Here is a 17,688-nt window from a genome sequence, read left to right on the forward strand (position 1 = left end):
TCTGGTGGGCGGAGGCGGTGCGGTTGTGCGCCGCGGTATCCGATTGACCTTAGGTCATGAGACGGTTTCCGCCAGCAGCGCCTCGACCTTGCGCCGCAATTCTTCCAGCAGGGCCCGTTCCTCGGCCGAATAGTCGCGCGGTCGGCTGTCGAGTACGCAGACGGTGCCGTACGGGGTGCCGTCGGGCGCATGAACCGGATAGCCAAGGTAGTTGCTCAGGCCGAACTCGACTTCATCCTCGTTGCCGGCCCATTCCGTCTCCTGGCGCGAGTCGCGCACGTGCAACGGGGCGTCGCGGTCGACCACGCGTTCGCAGTAGAGGGGTTTGGCGCCGTCTTCATGGACGCTCTTGCGGCCTTCGGCGCCGATCGGGTAGGTGTCCTCCAGGCGTCCGGCGGAGGCCTCGACGCGCATGTGCCGGGGCAGGGAACGCATGATCAGCACCGACGGCACGTCGAGCCGGCGGGCCAGTGCGTCGATATCCCGGCGCAGGGATTCGAATCGTTCGGAGGATTTCGCCATGCCCGGCCTCGCCCATGTCTGGTGGATGAACCGCGACTGTAGCGGCGAAAGGGGGCTTGGCCTAAATACCCTTTGGTGCGCTCCCCCTCGCTCGAGCGCATAAGCGCCCGGCTGTCACTCCTCGGTCGGACCGGGCAGGTACTCCAGCAGGTTTCCCGGCTGGCACGCCAGGTAGGCGCAGATGGCCTCCAGGGTAGCGAGGCGAATGCCCTTTACCTTGCCCTGCTTGAGCAGCGACAGGTTTTGTTCGGTGATACCGATGGCCTGGGCCAGGTCCTTGGACCTGGCCTTGCGCAGGGCGAGCATGACGTCCAGCCTGATTTCGATGGGCATGGCGGACCTCAGACGAACTGGCGGTTTTCCTCGGCGAGCAGGGCGGCCTTGCGCTGGATGCGCGCGATCACCATCACCGAGGCGGCGGCGAACAGGCTGACCAGTTCCGCCGAACCGAAGCTGAGACTGGCGATGCGTTGTCCCTGGGGTTGGAGGAAGGTGACCCAGACCGTCAGCAGCGGTTCCAGCAGGAAGTTCGCCAGCACCCAGCAAGCCAGGCACAGGCCGACCTTGCCGAGCAGCGCCGCGGCGTCTTCGCAGAAATACTCGCCGCGCCCGTAGTGCTGGAACAGCCTTCGCAGCGCCTGCAGTCCGCTGGCCAGGACCAGCAGCGGCAGGCTCGACAGGAGGATGCCGCCGAGGGCCTGCCAGAGCGGCATGTCCTGCGCCACAACGCCGAGGTCGCCGGCGACACCGGTGGCGGTGAGGGCGAAGCCGAGGCCGTGCTCGCTGGCGAGGTCGGGGAAGATCCAGCACGCGGCGTTGAGCAGCAGCATGCCGGCGATCAACAGCAGGGTCAGGGTAGCCATCAGGCGGCTGTAGCCGGCCAGGCGGTCGCTTGTCATCGGGGGTACTCCTGGGAAGGTGGGCAGGCCCCTCGGAAACGAGGGAAATTGGAGTGATCATAGTTTAATAATAAATTATCGTAAAACGATAATTTCATGATCGCTGCATCCAGCCTGGAGCGCTCCGCAAAATCCCCCCGTGCCTGCCGGGGGCACGGAGGGGAAGCGTCCTACTTCTGCAGCAACTGGACGTTGTCGATGAACATCGACTCCTGCTGGTTACCGCTGAGGATCATCAGTTCAGCACGCTTGATCGGCCCCTTCGGCAATTGCACCTGGCCGCGCAGGCTGGCCCAGCGGCCATTCTCGACCACCTTGTAGCCCAGGGGCAGGTATTCGCCGGGCCGACCCTGGCTTTCCAGGTAGAGGTAGGCATAGGTCATGGCCTGCGAGCCGCGACCGTCGCCGACCCGTACGTCCGCGCTGAACGCGTAGGTCCGGCCTGCTTCCAGGTTGCCCAGCAGGCTGGTGCTCGCGCCGGTGCCGGCGTAGCGCCGCTGGTAGGCTTCCAGGGCCAGCCGCCCGGCGCTGGCGACGCGCGTGGCGCGGGCGCTGGCATGCACGCCGCTCCAGCCGCCGATGCCGCTCTCGAAGTCGTAGGCGATGCGTTTCGGCGCCGGCGGTACGCTCGGCGGCGCGGCCTGGGCTTCCTGCAGGTTCATCTCGTCGACCAGCAGGCTGGCGCCGCTGTCGCTCCAGACCGCCACGTAGAGGTTGCGCTGGTCGGCGGCGGGACGGTAGTCGAAGGTCTTCTCCAGGCGACTGAACTCGTTGCCGCTGACCGACAGTTCGACGCTCTGCGCCGGGTTGTAGGCCAGGGCGCCATCGGCGCGTTCGCTGAGCAGCGCCATGCGCACGGTTTCACGGGTATTGGCGGCCTTGAGCATGACCTTGCCGCTCAGCCGGTAGCCGCTGCCGGCGCGCAGGGGGGCAATGGGGCGGACCAGCAGATCGAAGCCACGCACGTCGACCAGCAAGGCATTGTCGCGGCAGCCCTTGGCGACGTTCACCAGGCTCAGCTGGGCGTTGCCGGACCATGCGCGCCAGCCTTCCATGCTGGCGAACTCGCCATCGCCGAGCAGGCCGCCGAGCTTGGCTTTCGTGCACCATGGCAGGTCCGGCGGGGTCGGCGTGTCGCCGCCGGAGCCCGGGTTGAGCGTGCCGGGTACCTTGGTCGGGCGAAAGTCGGCGATCTGCGTGGCCATGCTGTTCAGCGCGCGTACGGCGTCGGCGTGTTCTTCGCGGCCGCAGGGCTGGTTGGCGCATTCGGCGTTGACCAGGCGCGGGTTGGCGAAGAACGGTGCCTGCTTGTTGGTGCCGAAGGCATGCGGGTAGGCCATCACGGTGGCGAAGCGCCCCTGCACGCCGTAGCCTCGGCTCCATTCGTAGGTGCCGCTGTGGGCGTAGCGCGGATCGTAGTAGCTGGACTCCAGGTCCTGCTCGTAGGAGTGGCGCAGGCCCATGTTGTGGCCGGCTTCATGGGCGAAGGTGTTGAGCCCGCAGTCGACCCCGGTGAGGTTGTAGGCAATGTCCTTGGCGTTGCCGTGGAAGCGCCCGCTGTTCTTATCGCCCGAGCCCATGTAGCCGATGCCGCAGGTGATGTAGCCGTTGCCGCTGTTCTGCGAGCGGTTGACCAGGCTGACCAGGTCGGCGCCGTACTGCTCGCGCAGGCGCTGCACCTGCGGGTCGCGCATGAAGCGATCGAGGTTGGTGCCGGTCACCGTCGGGTAGTCGGCCCAGTCCAGGCGCTGCTTGTGCACCAGACGCAGGCGCAGGTTGACGCCGCTCTTCTCGTAGGCGGTGTTGGCGAACTCGATGTAGCTGGCGATCCGCGCATCGATGTCGCGGCCATTTGCGGTCTGGGTCGCCGCGGGGGTGTAGAGGACCATGATGTCGACGGTCTTCGGCGCGGCCTGGGCGGCAGAGGCTACCGCCAGGGCTAGGGTGGAGCAGAGCAGGGATTTCTTCATGGGTTGCCTGTGTTCGGACAATAGGAAGCCATGGCGCCCCGAGGGCACCGCTGGGGAAACATGCTGGGAAGGTGGGCTCAGCCCTGGGCGGGCGGCGGCATCGGTGGCAGCTCGGCGAGCGGCGCGTCGACATGATCGCCATGCGGGTCGCTACGCGCGGCGATGTCGTTCTCGTCGATCACCCGGGTCTTGCCGCTGCGGTTGTCGACGATGATCGAGTAGCTGCCGTCGAGGGTGGCGACATTGATGTGGGTTTCCAGGCTGCCGCGCACCACGGTCAGGCTTTCCGCCTCGTCGCCGTCCACCAGGCCGCCGCGCCAGACCGGCAGGCCGGCGCTGTTATGGGTGCTGGCGAGGCGTGCCTGCAAGGGCCGCTCGCGACCCGGCAGGCTCATTTCCAGCACCTGGCCGAGCGCCAGCGTGTCGAGCAGGGCGGGTTCGACCTGCGCCAGGTATTCGGGAATGCCCTGGGCGCCTTCGCGGCTGCGCAGTTCGCCTTGCCAGAGCGTCACCCGCTCGCGTGGCGCGGGCGTCGTGACGGGGGGCGGGGCGAGCATGCGGGTAGCGTCCGCCGCCGGCGCCGCGAGCGCCGCTGTCGGGGCGGCGGCTGCCTGGGCGGCGGGGGACTGGCGGGCCTGCGGCGATGCCTCGGGCGGAGCCGGGTCGAGCAGCCAGCCGCCGATCAGCGCACCGCCGATGGCGGCGGCCGAGGCTGCGTAGATCCATGTCTTGGCCACGTTGTTTCTCCTCTGAGTGAACGTGGCGCGGAGTCTAGGAAGAAGCCTCTCCCAGCGTGGCGGCAACCGTTCACATTTGCGCCAGGCCGCGCGCCGGCGTGACGAAACTGCGAATCAGGCCGGAGCGCTGCGGGCGCCAGGTCACGTGCGCTCTGTGCGCTGCGGCAAGGCTGGCGTTCGGCCGCCATGCTGTTCGCGGCGGAAGGCTTCGGCGCACCTGGCCGTCCTCGCGCTTGAAGAACTGGACGAAGTTGCTCGGCTCGTCGAAGCCGATGCCATCGTCTACGGCAGCCCCACCTATATGGGCGGACCGGCCTGGCAGTTCAAGAAGTTCGCCGATGCCACCTCAAAGCCCTGGTTCGTCCAGCTGGCTTCGCTGACGCCTCGCGCCGGCTATGGGGTGTCGTCATCCCGGCCGAGGGTGGCATGTTCGCTCATCTCCAGGCAACCCGGTACGGCCTCTAGCCGCGCCGGGGCCTCAGCCTCGCGCCAGTTGCAGGAGACGGGCGCGCTCCTGCATCAGCGGCCGGCAACTGCGGATGCCTTCGACGATGCTGTAGAGGCTTTCGATCTGCTGCTGGCTGAGGCTGTTGTTCTGGGCCCAGCCGAGCAACTGCAGCCAGGTCCAGCGGGCGATGGTCTCGCTCTGCGTCTCGGCCTTCCTGCGGTCGTCCCCGTCGCTCTGTCCGACCAGGGTCTCCACCAGCCCCGAGGCGCACAACGGCAGCAGCTCCCGGTACTGCTCCGGGTGCGTGTCGCGTAGGCGACGCAGGGCCATTATGGCGGTGGTTATCGAGTCTGAATCCAAGCTTTTGTTCACAGTTCACTCCTTGTGCGTACAGGCTGGCGGCTGGTTGATCCCTGGGCCGCGAGCAACTGTTCGATGAAACGCGTCAGCTCTTTCTTGAACTCGGGTGTCAGGCTGGACACCTTGAGGATGAGCTCGGCCAGCTCGTCCTCGGGGCAATAGAGGTAGGCCATGGGGACCTGGAGGACCATGGCCAGCTGTTCGGAAGTCCGCATGTTGGGGGAGTGCCGTTCGCGTTCGTATTGGTTCATCCGTGCGCTGGCGGAAAACTCGTCCATTCCCACCAGCATGCCCAACTGTTTCTGCGAGTATCCCGCTCTGATTCTTGCGGCTTTTAGCCGGGTACCTAGCATCCATACAACTCCCGTCCCGTTGGCCCGCTCGCTCAAGGTTGGGCAAATCTGGACAAGATGGAAGCTCAGGAATCCTTAGTTTTCGCCGTGCCGGAGGCTCTGTCGTCCGGGGCGGCGCGCGGTTTCGACGCCGTGTACGAGGCTGCGGCGGGGATATGCGTCGATGTCGCCGAGATCGCGCATGCTCCGGTTTTCTCGCGGCGAGCCGGAGTATATGCGAATTGCATAAAGGCGGACGCCGTTTCGTCGCCTGGGGGCGGCGGGTCGTCGTCTCGCCAGAGGGGCGGGCATCGGCGCCGAGGCGGCGGAAAACGGCGATCGGGACGATACTCAGGAAAGGTGGGCGTTGCGGAACCAAGCCTCGCCTTCCAGGACTAATAGCCGGGTTTCACGCAGAGGTCATTCCCATGAGAACAACAACAAGCATCCGCCGTGTCGCTGCCGTCCTGGCAGCGCTGCACCTGCTCACCTTCGCCGAGGTTCCGCTCGCCCAGGCAGCGATGATCGGTACTGCGGAAGTCATGCAGCAACAACAGCACAACCTCGATCGCCAGCAACTGCTGAAGATGCTCGACGACCAGGGCGTCCAGAAGAAGCTGGAGGCCATGGGCGTGCCCCGCGACCAGGTGGCGAGTCGCATCAACAGCCTGACCAACGCCGAGCTGGCGCAGTTCAACCAGCAGCTGGACCAGGCGCCGGCGGGCGGCATCATCGGCATCATCGTGTTGTTCCTGGTGATCTTCATCATCACCGACATGCTTTGCGCCACGGATATCTTCAGCTTCATCAAATGCATCAATCGGTGAGGCGGCTGGCAGGGGCACTGCTGGTCTCCGCAATGCTCGGCGGCTGCGCGCAGCCGCCGAGACTGCCGCCGGAAAGCGCGGCGCTGCCCGCACGGGTGGAGCTGCGCGAAGTGCCGTTCTTCCCCCAGGAAGCCTACCAGTGCGGTCCCGCCGCGCTGGCCACGATGCTTGGCCAGCGCGGCCTGGCGTTGACGCCGGGGCAATTGAAGGACGAGGTGTTCATTCCCGGTCGCGAGGGTAGCCTGCAATTGGAGATGGTCGCCGCGGCGCGCCGCCACGGCATGCTGGTCTATCCGCTGCAAGGCGGACTGGAGAGCGTGCTCGAGGAGGTCGCGGCGGGCAACCCGGTGCTGGTGTTACAGAACCAGGCTTTCTCCTGGTGGCCGCGCTGGCACTTCGCGGTGGTGGTCGGTTTCGATCGGGAGCGCCGCGAACTGGTGCTGCGCTCGGGCATCACCCGGCGCTGGGTTACCGACTTCACCAGCTTCGAGTCGACCTGGAAGCGTTCGGGGCGCTGGGCGGTGCTGACCCTGCCGGGTGACCGCCTGCCGGCCACGGCAGCAGCGGTCCCGTGGCTCAAGGCCGCCAGTGACAGCGAGGAAACCGGCCACCCCAAGGTTGCCCGGCGCGCCTACGAAGAAGCCGTGCGACGCTGGCCTGAGGACGCCTTCGCCTGGTTTGCCCTGGGCAACAGTCGCTACGCCGCAGGCGATTCCGCCGCTGCCGAACAGGCCATGCTCACCAGCGTCGAGCGTCGCGTGGATTTCGCCGCGGGTTGGTTCAACCTGTCCCAGTTGCTGGCGGAACGCGGTTGCGCGGCGCCGGCGCGCCAGGCGCAGGCCTGCGCGCGGGCATTGCAGCCTGGGGAAGCCCGCTTCGCTGCGGCCTTGCCGCAGGCCGTCGCACCCGTGGCGCGGTGCGCCGAGCTGCCGGCCTGTCCCGTTGGCGCCCCGCCCCGCTGAGGCGGCCGAGCCGAAGGTTGTCGGAACCCCGTTCCAGCGAGACGGCTCTATACCTGGGAGGACCCCACTCAGGTGCAGAACATGGCCAACGACAAGCGGACTTCGCCCCCCACCCCCCGGCAACCGGCCAAGGGCGGTGCGGCGGGCAAGCGCCAGGGGCATGCGGCGGAGGGCGCGCGCAAGCCGCGTGCGCGCGGCGAGGAGCGGAAAGAGAAACCGGCCGACGGACGTTCGGCCACGGCGCTGACCGCCAACGAGCGGCGGGAGATCGACGACAAGCAGCCACCGCGCGCCGCTGTCCTGCACGAGGTGATTCGCGTCCAGGGCGAACACGAGTTGCAGCGCACGCTGGCGGCACTCTGGTGGTCGGCGGTGGCCGCGGGGCTGACCATCGGCCTCTCGTTGATGGGCATGGGCCTGTTCCGCGCTGCCTTGCCCGAGCAGGAGTGGGCGATCATCGTCAGCAGCTTCGGCTATCCCATGGGCTTCCTGGCAGTGATCCTCGCCCGCCAGCAACTGTTCACCGAAAACACCCTGACCGCCGTGTTGCCGGTGATGACTGAGCCGACCCTGGAAAAGGCCTGGCAACTGTTGCGTCTCTGGAGCGTGGTGCTGTTCGGCAATATCGTCGGTACGCTGCTGTTCGCCTGGGCGGTGCTGCATCTGCCGATATTCAATGAAGCGGCCGACGCGGCGTTCCTTGAGATCGGCCGCGAGGTGATGCACAACGACCTGGCGCAAATGTTCGCCAAGGGCATCGTTTCCGGCTGGATGATCGCCACCATGGTCTGGCTGATCCCGGCGGCGGAGGGCGCGAAGATCTGGATCATCGCGATGGTCACCTACCTGATGGCGCTGGGCAGCTTCACCCACATCGTGGTGGGCTCGGCGGAGGTAGGCTACCTGGCGTTCGCCGGGGAAATCGGCTGGACCGAGTTCCTGCTGAAGTTCGCCCTGCCTACCCTGGGCGGCAACATCGTCGGCGGTAGCCTGATCTTCGCCCTGATCAGTCATGCGCAGATCCGTAGCGAAGGTTGAGGAGCGGATGGAAAAAACGGCACCCCGGGGTGCCGTTCTGTCGACGCGGACTAGACCCCGAGCTTGTCGCGCAGGCTGTAGTACCAGGCGCCGATGGCGGTGAACGGTACGCGGAACAGCTTGCCGCCGGGGAAGGGGTAGTGCGGCAGGCCGGCGAAAGCGTCGAAGCGCTCGGCCTGGCCGCGCAGGGCTTCGGCCAGGACCTTGCCGGCGACGTGGGTGTAGGTCACGCCGTGGCCGCTGCAACCCTGGGAATAGTAGATGTTGTCGCCGATGCGGCCGACCTGGGGCAGGCGCGAGAGGGTCAGCAGGAAGTTGCCGGTCCAGGCGAAGTCGATCTTCACGTCCTTCAGTTGCGGGAAGGTCTTGAGCATCTTCGGCCGGATGATCGCCTCGATGTCCGCCGGATCGCGAGCGCCATAGATCACGCCGCCACCATAGATCAGGCGCTTGTCGCCGGAGAGGCGATAGTAGTCGAGCAGGTAATTGCAGTCTTCCACGCAGTAGTCCTGCGGCAGCAGGCTGTGGGCCAGTTCCTCGTTCAGCGGCTCGGTGGTGATCACCTGGGTGCCGCAGGGCATCGACTTGGCCGCCAGTTCCGGGACCAGGCCGTTGAGGTAGGCGTTACCGGCGACCACGATGAACTTCGCCTTCACCTTGCCTTGCGGGGTATGCACCACCGGGCTGGCGCCGCGCTCGATGCGGGTCGCCGGGCTCTGCTCGTAGATTCTGCCGCCGAGCGACTCCACCGCCGCCGCTTCGCCGAGGGCGAGGTTCAGCGGATGGATGTGGCCGCCGCTCATGTCAAGCATGCCACCTATATAGTTGTCGGTCGCCACCACCTCGCGGATGCGCTTGGCGTCCATGATCTCCAACTGGTTGTGGCCGTAGCGTTCCCACAACTGTTTCTGCGCGCGCAGGTGATCCATCTGCTTCTCGGTGAAGGCGGCGAACACCCCGCCGTCCTTCAGGTCGCATTGGATACCGTAGCGGGCCACGCGCTCGCGGATGATGCGCCCGCCTTCGAAGGCCATCTCGCCGAGCAACTGCGCTTCGCGCTTGCCGACGGTGCGCTCGATCACGTCGATGTCGCGGCTGTAGCTGTTGACGATCTGGCCGCCGTTGCGCCCGGAAGCGCCGAAGCCGACCTTGGCGGCTTCCAGTACGGTGACCTTGAAACCATTCTCCAACAGGAACAGGGCGGTGGAGAGGCCGGTATAGCCGGCACCGATCACGCAGACGTCGGTTTCGACCTCGCCCTGGAGTTCCGGGCGGGGCGGCGCGGGATTGGCCGACGCGGCGTAATAGGAGGAGGGGTAGGGGGTGTGCGGCATCTTGCACCTCTGTTTTTTATTTTTTACGGATGCCCGGATGCTACCCGAGTCGAAATCGGCCGGCTAGCCTCCGTGCAAAATTTTCAACGGACCCCCTGAAAATAAAAATTCCACTTTTTCAGAGAGTTAGCGAAAAAAAAGCTTGACGGTGTTTTTGGGGTCTGTAGAATGCGCGCCATCAGCAGGCACGTAGCTCAGTTGGTTAGAGCACCACCTTGACATGGTGGGGGTCGTTGGTTCGAATCCAATCGTGCCTACCAAACAAATCCCGCGCTGCTGGCGGGGCAAGAAAGGCGATCCGAAAGGGTCGCCTTTTTTCGTTTGCGCCCCGAAAAAGGCCGCTCGGCCCGTGCTCGCCTGGGCTCGCGCTTCATCGCATAGCCGCTATTGACAGCGGGGGCGGTCTTTTCCGACCCTAGCGCCTTCACGGATGATTCAGGCGACAAGGCTCATGACGACCTCTTCCGGTTCGCGTATCGGCGGACTTCTTCACGCTTCCCTTTTTTCCCTGCTCGGACTCGGTCTCCTGCTCGCCGGCGGTTTCAAGACCGTCGATCGGTACCATTTCCTGCGTACTGCGCAGGAAGCCCAGGGGACGGTCAGCGCCTTGAATGCCGGCGGTTCGCATCCGCAGATCGATTTCACCAGCGTTTCCGGCGAGCGGATTTCCTATCCCCAGGGCGGCTTCATCTTCGGCTACCAGGTGGGCGAGTCGGTTCGCGTCCTCTACGAGGCTGGGCGGCCGGCGGCCAGCGCGATAGTCGACGATGCCGGCGCGCTCTGGGGAACCAGCGCTTTCCTCTGCGGCTTCGGCGCACTCTTCGGTATTGTCGGGTTCAGGGGATTGCTGGGCCTGCGTTCTTCCCAGCCGACCTCAAAAGGACATTGAAGTCATGTCGCAACTTCCCATTCCCTTGCCCCTCAACGAGAGTCGCTGGCGCTACGTGACGGCCAGTGGCGGAGGCATGACCGTGGCCTTCCTGGCGGGTAGCGGCGGCTCCATCACGTTGCTCTCGCCGGAGGGTGAGAACGTGTCCTTCCGCTATGGCGGGGTGGGCGGCGGGATCGGACTGGGCATGCGCCTGCCGCGCTTCGGCAAGGTCAACCTCAATGTCAAGGGCAAGAGCGTTGGCGGGGCCGGTGCGCTGGAGGCGTTGCCGAGCACCGGAACCGTCTTGGTCGCGGACGGCCTGGTGGGGCGCGACCTGTCCCGCGGCGACTTCACCGGGCCCTGCATGTACGTCGAACTCGGCGCGGGAGTCATCGCCGGCGGTTCGGGCACGGCGATTCTCTTCGGCCTCGATCCCAAGCTGCTGGCGGCGGTGGCGCTGGCGAGCGCCTCGCCATTGACCGCCGCGCTGGGCGCCAGCATGTCGCGGCAATTACTGCAATCGTTCCGTGGCGCCCTGTTGATGGCCGGGGTCAACGTCGGTGCACAGTTCGGCGGCGGCGCGGCGGCTTACCTGGGGGCGTTGTTCTGATGCAGGAGGGCGATCCGGGAGGATCGCCCTTTTTACCTTGCGCAGGCGTGCGGCGGCCAGGGCTCCGTTGAGTTCCATGGCCAGCGGGGCGGTGGCGGAAATCGTTACCGGCGCGGGGAACGGTCGTCGGAGATTCCGAACCGGCGTGGATCGGTTCTTTCCAAACAAGCCCATCCACTCGTTCGAGGTGTCGTGCTTGTGTCCAGGTTGATCATGCCCGGAGGGCCGTTGTCGCAAGAATCCGATGTCCGGATCTTCTGTTCACCCAAGGAGCGGCTGGACTTCTACCGGCGGGAAATCCACTACGAGACGGGCCAGCTATCCAGTCGGACCAACGCCTACCTGACGGCGCAGTCGTTCCTGGTCATCGCCTATGCCTCGTCGATGGCCAACCTGAACCCGGCCTGGGGCGAGCTGTTCACCCTGGTGGTGCCGGCGCTCCTGGCACTGCTCGGGATCGTCAATTCCCTGCATGCCTGGCCGGGCATCCAGGCATCCTCGGAGATCATCTGCCACTGGCAGTTCAAGCAGTCCTGCCTGTTGCACAGCGATCCGGAGATCGGCCTGGCCTACGATGATTCGCCATTGTTCAGCGAACGCGAGGTCAACCGCGGCAGCTTCGAGAAAACCTTGCTGTTCTCGCGACGCGTGCCGTTCCTGTTCGCCGGCTTCTGGTGTGCGCTGGGCGTGTTTTCGCTCTGGTTGCAACTGGCCGGTTAGCGCTGGTGGCCCATCGCTTCGGCAAGGCTTGGCGTTGGCGGAGGCTTGCCGGCTCGATAGGCGGGCGCCGTCGGATCCGGGAACGCCCGGCGTCAGGGCGCTGCCTGCTCGCAGAGATCGTTGCCGAGGAGGCGCGCGCCCAGGCCGCGAAGCAGGTAGGTCTCGACATGGCTGCCGTCCGGGCAGTCGACTCGGTAGCCGAGCGCCAGGCCGGCAGAGAGAAGAACGAACAGGAACAGGCCGATATGTTGCAGTTTGCTCATGGTGTTTTCTACGAAAGAGGCTTGAGGGCGCAGGCGCTGCGCCGGGCGATTCTAGTGCAATGAGGCAGGGGGAGGAGCCGATTTGCATGCCTAAGCGTTCTACATGGTCCAGGGCGCCCAGCGATTCGACAGTCGCCCTGCGCCGATCGACGGCGAGCCGGAGCGAATCCGGCTGCAACTGCGTCTGTACCTGGGTTGAGCCGTTGACGGGCGCTGTCGCTGCCTTTATAAGACCGCCTCACGCAGCCGGCAGGCAGTCGAAGATGAGCGACGAAGACGATATTCACGAACCCGAACACGATCACCTGCTGGATAACGATTACCTCGAGGACGAGCGTGACGAAGATACGTTCGGCGCGCTCGACGAGCCCGATGCCTGCGGAACCGGCAGGCGACGTTCCTGCGAATATTGCGACGCGGTCCAGGTGCCAGTCGATAGCGAGGGTTTCTCTATCTGCGCCGATTGCGCAGGGCTGGAGGACTAGCCCTGGTCAGACGCTGACCACCCGGTTGCGTCCGGCACGCTTGGCGTCGTACAGCGCGGCATCCGCCCGGGCGAGTGCCCGTTCCGGTTCTTCGCCGCTGCCGGCCAGGGTACAGCCGGCACTGATGGTCACCGGCACGGACGTGCCGGCACAGTCGATCGGGGTCGCTTCCATCAGTTCGCGGATGCGATTGGCGATCATGGTCAGTTCCGTGGTCTCGCAGACCCGGACCATCGCCACGAACTCCTCGCCGCCGAAACGCGCCAGGAGATCTTCCGGCCGCAGCGCCGCGCGCAGTCGCGAAGCCGCCTCGCGGAGGACGCTGTCGCCGGCCCGGTGCCCCAGGGTGTCGTTGATACGTTTGAAATGGTCGATATCGCTGTAGATGATGCCGATGCGCTGGTCGCTGGCCCGCGCCAACTCCAGTTCATGCTGGTGCAGCGCGTGGAAGCCGGCCCGGTTCCACAATTGGGTGAGGGGGTCGAGCAGTGACTTGCGCTGCTCCCGGTCGATCTCCTGGCGCAGGAAGCGGGTGTGCTCGGTGAGGCTGCGTAGCTGGAGATATCCTTCGGCCAGGATCGACAGTCGATTGAGCTGGCGTCCTTCCCGGAGATCCAGAAGCCGCGGGCTCGGGTCGATCAGGCAGAGTGTGCCGATGGCCTGGCCATTGCTGGCGTGCAGGGGCTCGCCGGCGTAGAAGCGGATGAAGGGCGGCCCGGTGACCAGCGGATTGTCGTGAAAACGCGGATCCCTGGAGGCGTCCGTCACCATCAGCGGTTCGCTGGCCAGGATGGCGTGGCCGCAGAAGGACAGGTCGCGCGGCGTCTGTTCGGCATCCAGGCCGATACGGGCTTTGAACCATTGGCGGTCGTGGTCGATCAGACTGATCAGCACGGTCTTCACCCCGAAGGTTTCCCGCGCCAGTTCCACCAGGGCGTCCAGGTAGTGTTCGGCGGGGGTGTCGACCAGCGCCATGTCGTCCAGGGCCTGCTGGCGCAGGGCTTCGTCGGGAGGGAGGGGGCAGGCGAGCATACTGGATCCTGATCACGGTGGAGACTTTCGGTATAGCTGCCGGACAGGCTGAAGGCCAGCCTGGCGTCCGCAGTCGGCGCAAGGGTGAAGAGGGCAAAAAAAATCCCGGCCGCGTGGAGCAGGCCGGGAAAGGATCCAGGGATGTACAGCGCCCACAGCTTATGTCGGCGGCGGTTTCGATGAAGCTGCCGGATCTGGTAGGCGCGATTTTCGCGTCGATGTGTGACCCGCTTCGCCGACTATCCTGGCAAGTGGGGTCGCGAACCAATAGGATTTGCGGGTTTTATTCAATCTGGGTGAATGCGTGCAGGAAATCTACTCTGAAGAACAGATGCGCAAGGCGCTGGGCCTTGCCGAAACGCGACCGAAAAAGGTCCGGACCGAGGCCAGCCAGCCGGTCCGCTACACCATCGTCGAACTGAGCGTGCGCAAGGGCGGGGCGGGATTGCCGCTGCGTTTCGAACATCGCTCGCGCTCCATCAGCAAGGTCACCGCGCAACTGGAAGCGGAGAAGGAAGCCAAGCGCCAGGGTTACCAGGTCTGGGCGCTGCTGGATATCCGTCAGATCTGAGCGAGGCGCCTGCGCGGGGCGCGGCATTGTCCTGGTCTCGGTCCGGCTGCTAAGGTGCGCAGCCCATCGATACAGGAGTCCGGAACATGGAACTGACGATCTTCCAGGTAGACGCATTCGCCGACAGTCCCTTCCAGGGCAATCCGGCGGCGGTCTGCCCCCTCGATGCCTGGCTGGACGACGAGCGCCTGCAGGCCATCGCGGAAGAGAACAATCTTTCGGAAACCGCCTTTGTCGTCGGCCGCGACGGCGACTATCGATTGCGCTGGTTCACGCCGCAGGTCGAGGTGGACCTGTGCGGTCATGCGACCCTGGCGACGGCCTGGGTACTGATCCACAAGCTCGACGACGCTTCCCCGGTACTGCGTTTCGCTACCCGTAGCGGTGAGCTGAGCGTGCGGCGCGAGGGCGACTCGCTGGCGATGGACTTCCCGGCCAAGCGTCCGGAGCCTTGCGCGACACCGGACGGACTGCTGGAGGCGCTGGGTATTGCCGAGGCGGAAGTGCTGAAGACCGACGATTACCTCGTGGTGGTCGACGACGAAAAGACAATCGCCGCCCTGGCGCCTGACTTCGCCCGGCTGAAGGGCTTGCCGTGCCGCGGGGTGGCGGTGACCGCGCGCAGCCAGCGCTTCGATTTCGTCTCGCGCTGGTTCGGGCCCAACGTCGGCGTCAACGAAGACCCGGTGACCGGTTCCGCGCATACCTCCCTGGCGCCGTACTGGGCGCAGCGCCTGGGCAAGACCCGGCTGAGCGCCGAGCAGGGCGGGGCGCGCAAGGGGCGCCTGGAATGCGACGTGCGCGGCGAGCGGGTGGTCATCTCCGGCAAGGCGGCGTTGTACATGAGCGGTACGCTCCATCTCTGATCCCGAAGCAGGAGTACGACGATGCCGGCACCGCAGGTAGGCGTGGGCGTCCTGATCTTGCGGGACGGCAAGGTGTTGCTGGGGCGCCGCAAGGGCAGTCATGGCGCTGGCTGCTGGTCGGCGCCCGGCGGCCATCTCGAGTTCGGCGAGGCGGTGGAGGACTGCGCCCTGCGCGAAGCCCTGGAAGAGACCGGCCTGGCGCTGAGCGAACTGCGCCACGGCCCGTTCAGCAATGACGTCTTCGAGGGGCGCCACTACCTCACCGCGTTCATCCTGGCCGGTTGCGCGGAGGATGCCGAGGCGCGCCTCATGGAGCCGGACAAGTGCGACGGCTGGGCCTGGTTCGATTGGGCCGATCTGCCGGAGCCGCTGTTCGCGCCCCTGGCGAGCCTGCGCCGGCGGGGCTATTCGCCCTTCGACCCGAAGCGCTGAGCGACAGGCAAAAAAAATCCCGACCGCGGGGGAGCTGGTCGGGAAATACCCTTGGGGTTCGCACACACCGTGAGCATAGGCCAGTCCGCAACGGCATCAAGAGGAGCCTGTTCGAACTGCTAGGCCCCTTTGGGGGCCGTTCCACTGTCGTCACCTCCGCTCGACGGCGAGCGAAGGGGCTGCCCGCTTGCGTTGCGGTATCCAGAACAGCATCAGCGGCAGCAGCGAGGCCCAGCCCAGCAGGACATCGCCGGCCAGGTGGATGTGTTCGCCGGGCATCAACAGTCCCTGCAGGAACATCAGGCCGAAGTGCGCGGCATTGGCCGCTACGGTGAAGTCGATGAACAGCCGGTGGCGGAAGGGCTGGCTGGCGGCGCGCCAGAGGAATGCGCCCCAGACCAGGTAGATCGTCGAGATCATCAGCTCATAGTGCTGTCCGCCGCCTTGCTGGTCGCCCCAGCGAACCAGGCGGAGCAGCAGGCGCCCGGCGTCGGAGTCGAGCAGCGACTGGTCGAGCCGCAGGAGCAGCGTGGCCAGGGCCAGGCCGAAGAACAGCAGGAAGCCGCCGGCCATCAGGCGAATGCTCAGGGTCAGCCAAGGCGTGGCGGAAACCGGGGAAGAGGAGGCAGTCATGCAGATCACCTGTAGGCCATGTCGATGGCGTTGCCTTCGGTCAGGTCGTCAAAATCCGCACGGCGGAAAGGGCGCTCTTCCCGGGTGATGGTGCGCACCCGTTCGATGTATTCGCGCATGGCGCGGCGGGTATTGCCCTGGGAGGCGGCGGAGAGGAAGCCGGCCTTTTCGCTGGCCATGCCTTCCGTCCAGTCGCGGGAAGCCGCCTGGTAGATCGAACGCTTGATCAGGCGCACCGCTTGCGGTGAGCGCCGGGACAGGCGTTGCGCCAGCGCGTCGGCGGCTTCCAGTAGCTCCTCCGCTGGCGCCAGCCCGTTGACCAGGCCCAGCGCAAGGGCCTGGCGCGGCTCCAGCAGTTGCCCTTCCAGGCACAGCTCCAGGGCCCTGGCTACGCCCAGGCTGCGCGCCAGCATCTGGGTGCCGCCGCCTCCCGGTATCAGGCCGATGAGTACTTCCGGCTGGCCGAGGAAGCGTTCCACCTGGTCGTCCTCGGCCATCAGGCGCAGGTCGCAGGCCAGCGCCAGCTCGCAGCCGCCACCCAGGGCCAGGCCGTTGATCGCGGCGATGAACACCTTGTCCATGCGGCGCATGTGCGCGGTGACCTCATGGAACAGGTTCATGTCGGCGACGCCTGCCAGCAGGGTGCGCCGCAGCAGCTTCCTCGCCCCAGGCAAGTGGCGCAGGAGGCTTTCGCTTTCCAGCAGCAGGCGTGTCAGCCAGGCCGGCATGGAAAAGGTGATGGGGGCGACGGCGCGCTCGATCTCGTCGACGTCGAAGTGGGTCAGGAAGACCCCGTCCGCCGCTCCGGAAAGGATGACGGCACCGATGTCCTGGCGTTGCTCAAGGTCTTCCAGCAGGTCGGCCAGCTCCTGCATCACCGCCGTGGTGAGGAAGTTCGCCGGGGGATTGTCGAGCAGGACTTGCAGGACGCGTCCTCGTTGTTCTATGCGCAGGTGTCGCGGTGCTAGAGTCATTGCGGCTTCCTCATTGGATAACGAACGTTATATAACGATCATTATCCAATGTGACGACATCGTCTCCCCAACCAACGGATAGTCGGCATGCGCTACAAACCGGAACAGAAACAGGCCACCCGCGCCCTGCTGTTGAGCAAGGCCGCTCCGCTGGTGAAGCGCCAGGGCTTCGCCAGCACCGGCCTGGACACCTTGATGAAGGCGGCTGGTCTTACCACCGGGGCGTTCTACTCGCAATTCTCCAGCAAGGCGGAGTTGCTCGAAGCGATCCTGCAGCGCGAGCTGAGCGCCCAGCACGATGCCTTTCCGCTGGACAGCCTGGAGCAACTGGCCGGCGCCACCCGTCTCTACCTCAGTCGCGGTCATGCGCAGCATGCCGACATGGGCTGCCCGATTCCGGCGCTGGCCGCCGAGGTGGGCCGGGCAGGGCCCGAGGTGCGGGAAACCTTCGAACGCGCCCTGGAACAGCGGCAACGGCGGCTGGCCGAACTGATGGGCGACGAGAACCGGGCCTGGGTGCTCACCTGCCTGTCGGTCGGCGCGGTGCTTCTCGCGCGTGCCCAGGCGAGCGAGGTGGCGCGCGACAAGGTCCTGGATGCGGCGCTGGAGCATGCGCTGGGCCTGCTTTCGGCGAGCGGAGCGGTTTCGCCGCAAGCGGACCGGGACTGATTGCACAACTGCAATGTTCGGCGTCTAGCGTCAGGCTTTCCCTCCGACAGGTAAGCCCATGAACGCCCATCATCTCGAACTCGCCAAGGCCCTGCTGGTGTTTGCCCTTGCCGTCGCCGGCCTGGTGGTCGGT

General features: G+C 65.9%; 23 protein-coding genes and 1 tRNA gene. 12 read left to right on the forward strand and 12 right to left on the reverse strand.

Annotated elements, in window-relative coordinates; all coding sequences use genetic code 11:
• Positions 1-54 precede the first annotated feature (54 nt).
• The 7 genes from ACYAF3_RS22390 to ACYAF3_RS22420 form a co-directional block, all read right to left on the reverse strand.
• A complete protein-coding gene (locus tag ACYAF3_RS22390; protein WP_003104034.1) occupies positions 55-522 on the reverse strand; it encodes a GAF domain-containing protein in 468 nt (155 codons plus the stop codon).
• 114 nt (positions 523-636) lie between these two features.
• Positions 637-855 carry a helix-turn-helix domain-containing protein gene (locus ACYAF3_RS22395; protein ID WP_003104033.1) on the reverse strand — a complete coding sequence of 73 codons (219 nt, stop codon included), beginning with the start codon at positions 853-855 and terminating at the stop codon, positions 637-639.
• Between the two features lie 8 nt (positions 856-863).
• Positions 864-1,421: a DUF2975 domain-containing protein gene (locus ACYAF3_RS22400; protein ID WP_031690135.1), complete on the reverse strand. Its 558-nt coding sequence runs from the start codon at positions 1,419-1,421 to the stop codon at positions 864-866.
• A 170-nt stretch (positions 1,422-1,591) separates the two neighbouring features.
• Positions 1,592-3,391 (reverse strand): metalloendopeptidase Mep72, encoded by a 1,800-nt coding sequence (gene mep72, locus ACYAF3_RS22405; RefSeq protein WP_019486200.1) that lies wholly within the window; start codon positions 3,389-3,391, stop codon positions 1,592-1,594.
• A 77-nt stretch (positions 3,392-3,468) separates the two neighbouring features.
• On the reverse strand, positions 3,469-4,128 hold the full coding sequence (gene bamI, locus ACYAF3_RS22410) for a biofilm-associated metzincin protease inhibitor BamI (RefSeq protein ID WP_025271157.1): 660 nt from the start codon (positions 4,126-4,128) through the stop codon (positions 3,469-3,471).
• A 478-nt stretch (positions 4,129-4,606) separates the two neighbouring features.
• Positions 4,607-4,948, reverse strand: coding sequence for a PA2781 family protein (locus tag ACYAF3_RS22415; RefSeq protein WP_003119898.1), 342 nt, complete (start codon positions 4,946-4,948; stop codon positions 4,607-4,609).
• Positions 4,945-5,226: a hypothetical protein gene (locus ACYAF3_RS22420; protein WP_003107213.1), complete on the reverse strand. Its 282-nt coding sequence runs from the start codon at positions 5,224-5,226 to the stop codon at positions 4,945-4,947. The genes ACYAF3_RS22415 and ACYAF3_RS22420 overlap by 4 nt, the downstream gene beginning before the upstream one ends.
• A gap of 470 nt (positions 5,227-5,696) precedes the next feature.
• Between ACYAF3_RS22420 and ACYAF3_RS22425 the strand changes: the two genes are divergently transcribed.
• The 3 genes from ACYAF3_RS22425 (at position 5,697) to ACYAF3_RS22435 (ending at position 8,095) form a co-directional block, all read left to right on the forward strand.
• Positions 5,697-6,095 (forward strand): PA2779 family protein, encoded by a 399-nt coding sequence (locus tag ACYAF3_RS22425; RefSeq protein ID WP_003090843.1) that lies wholly within the window; start codon positions 5,697-5,699, stop codon positions 6,093-6,095.
• Positions 6,096-6,127: 32 nt separating this feature from the next.
• Positions 6,128-7,057 carry a PA2778 family cysteine peptidase gene (locus ACYAF3_RS22430; protein ID WP_003107207.1) on the forward strand — a complete coding sequence of 310 codons (930 nt, stop codon included), beginning with the start codon at positions 6,128-6,130 and terminating at the stop codon, positions 7,055-7,057.
• Positions 7,058-7,138: 81 nt separating this feature from the next.
• A complete protein-coding gene (locus ACYAF3_RS22435) occupies positions 7,139-8,095 on the forward strand; it encodes a formate/nitrite transporter family protein (RefSeq protein WP_031755484.1) in 957 nt (318 codons plus the stop codon).
• Positions 8,096-8,145: 50 nt separating this feature from the next.
• Here the strand turns inward: ACYAF3_RS22435 and ACYAF3_RS22440 are convergent, their stop codons facing one another.
• Positions 8,146-9,429 (reverse strand): NAD(P)/FAD-dependent oxidoreductase, encoded by a 1,284-nt coding sequence (locus ACYAF3_RS22440; RefSeq protein ID WP_003114430.1) that lies wholly within the window; start codon positions 9,427-9,429, stop codon positions 8,146-8,148.
• 183 nt (positions 9,430-9,612) lie between these two features.
• Here ACYAF3_RS22440 and ACYAF3_RS22445 point away from each other — a divergent pair.
• The 4 genes from ACYAF3_RS22445 to ACYAF3_RS22460 all read left to right on the forward strand — a co-directional run bounded on the left by ACYAF3_RS22445 (position 9,613) and on the right by ACYAF3_RS22460 (position 11,630).
• Positions 9,613-9,689: transfer RNA gene (locus ACYAF3_RS22445), tRNA-Val, on the forward strand.
• Positions 9,690-9,880: 191 nt separating this feature from the next.
• Positions 9,881-10,318, forward strand: coding sequence for a type VI secretion system immunity protein Tsi4 (gene tsi4 / locus ACYAF3_RS22450; RefSeq protein ID WP_073658348.1), 438 nt, complete (start codon positions 9,881-9,883; stop codon positions 10,316-10,318).
• A 4-nt stretch (positions 10,319-10,322) separates the two neighbouring features.
• The gene (gene tse4 / locus ACYAF3_RS22455; RefSeq protein ID WP_014602752.1) at positions 10,323-10,910 is read left to right on the forward strand and encodes a type IV secretion system toxin Tse4; all 588 of its coding nucleotides are present in this window, start codon (positions 10,323-10,325) and stop codon (positions 10,908-10,910) included.
• 198 nt (positions 10,911-11,108) lie between these two features.
• Positions 11,109-11,630, forward strand: coding sequence for a hypothetical protein (locus ACYAF3_RS22460; RefSeq protein ID WP_003122551.1), 522 nt, complete (start codon positions 11,109-11,111; stop codon positions 11,628-11,630).
• A gap of 92 nt (positions 11,631-11,722) precedes the next feature.
• Here the strand turns inward: ACYAF3_RS22460 and ACYAF3_RS22465 are convergent, their stop codons facing one another.
• Positions 11,723-11,893 carry a hypothetical protein gene (locus ACYAF3_RS22465; RefSeq protein ID WP_003099153.1) on the reverse strand — a complete coding sequence of 57 codons (171 nt, stop codon included), beginning with the start codon at positions 11,891-11,893 and terminating at the stop codon, positions 11,723-11,725.
• Between the two features lie 263 nt (positions 11,894-12,156).
• On the opposite strand from ACYAF3_RS22465, the gene ACYAF3_RS22470 reads away from it, so the two are divergent.
• The gene (locus ACYAF3_RS22470) at positions 12,157-12,378 is read left to right on the forward strand and encodes a hypothetical protein (RefSeq protein WP_003114427.1); all 222 of its coding nucleotides are present in this window, start codon (positions 12,157-12,159) and stop codon (positions 12,376-12,378) included.
• A gap of 6 nt (positions 12,379-12,384) precedes the next feature.
• Here the strand turns inward: ACYAF3_RS22470 and ACYAF3_RS22475 are convergent, their stop codons facing one another.
• The gene (locus tag ACYAF3_RS22475) at positions 12,385-13,410 is read right to left on the reverse strand and encodes a diguanylate cyclase (RefSeq protein ID WP_003451910.1); all 1,026 of its coding nucleotides are present in this window, start codon (positions 13,408-13,410) and stop codon (positions 12,385-12,387) included.
• A 331-nt stretch (positions 13,411-13,741) separates the two neighbouring features.
• Between ACYAF3_RS22475 and ACYAF3_RS22480 the strand changes: the two genes are divergently transcribed.
• The 3 genes from ACYAF3_RS22480 (at position 13,742) to ACYAF3_RS22490 (ending at position 15,279) form a co-directional block, all read left to right on the forward strand.
• The gene (locus tag ACYAF3_RS22480) at positions 13,742-13,981 is read left to right on the forward strand and encodes a hypothetical protein (protein ID WP_003114425.1); all 240 of its coding nucleotides are present in this window, start codon (positions 13,742-13,744) and stop codon (positions 13,979-13,981) included.
• A gap of 86 nt (positions 13,982-14,067) precedes the next feature.
• Positions 14,068-14,847 (forward strand): PhzF family phenazine biosynthesis protein, encoded by a 780-nt coding sequence (locus tag ACYAF3_RS22485; protein WP_003114424.1) that lies wholly within the window; start codon positions 14,068-14,070, stop codon positions 14,845-14,847.
• Positions 14,848-14,868: 21 nt separating this feature from the next.
• Entirely contained in the window at positions 14,869-15,279 is a 411-nt protein-coding gene (locus ACYAF3_RS22490) for a nucleotide triphosphate diphosphatase NUDT15 (protein WP_003099138.1), read from the forward strand.
• 150 nt (positions 15,280-15,429) lie between these two features.
• Here ACYAF3_RS22490 and ACYAF3_RS22495 read toward each other — a convergent pair whose 3' ends face one another.
• Positions 15,430-15,912 (reverse strand): DUF6632 domain-containing protein, encoded by a 483-nt coding sequence (locus tag ACYAF3_RS22495; protein ID WP_012613943.1) that lies wholly within the window; start codon positions 15,910-15,912, stop codon positions 15,430-15,432.
• Positions 15,913-15,917: 5 nt separating this feature from the next.
• Entirely contained in the window at positions 15,918-16,886 is a 969-nt protein-coding gene (locus ACYAF3_RS22500) for an enoyl-CoA hydratase/isomerase family protein (protein ID WP_003114421.1), read from the reverse strand.
• 87 nt (positions 16,887-16,973) lie between these two features.
• On the opposite strand from ACYAF3_RS22500, the gene ACYAF3_RS22505 reads away from it, so the two are divergent.
• Positions 16,974-17,555, forward strand: a complete 582-nt coding sequence (locus ACYAF3_RS22505) for a TetR/AcrR family transcriptional regulator (RefSeq protein WP_003090825.1) — start codon at positions 16,974-16,976, stop codon at positions 17,553-17,555.
• Positions 17,556-17,688: the final 133 nt, after the last annotated feature.

Source organism: Pseudomonas sp. TZ252, from assembly GCF_056110345.1.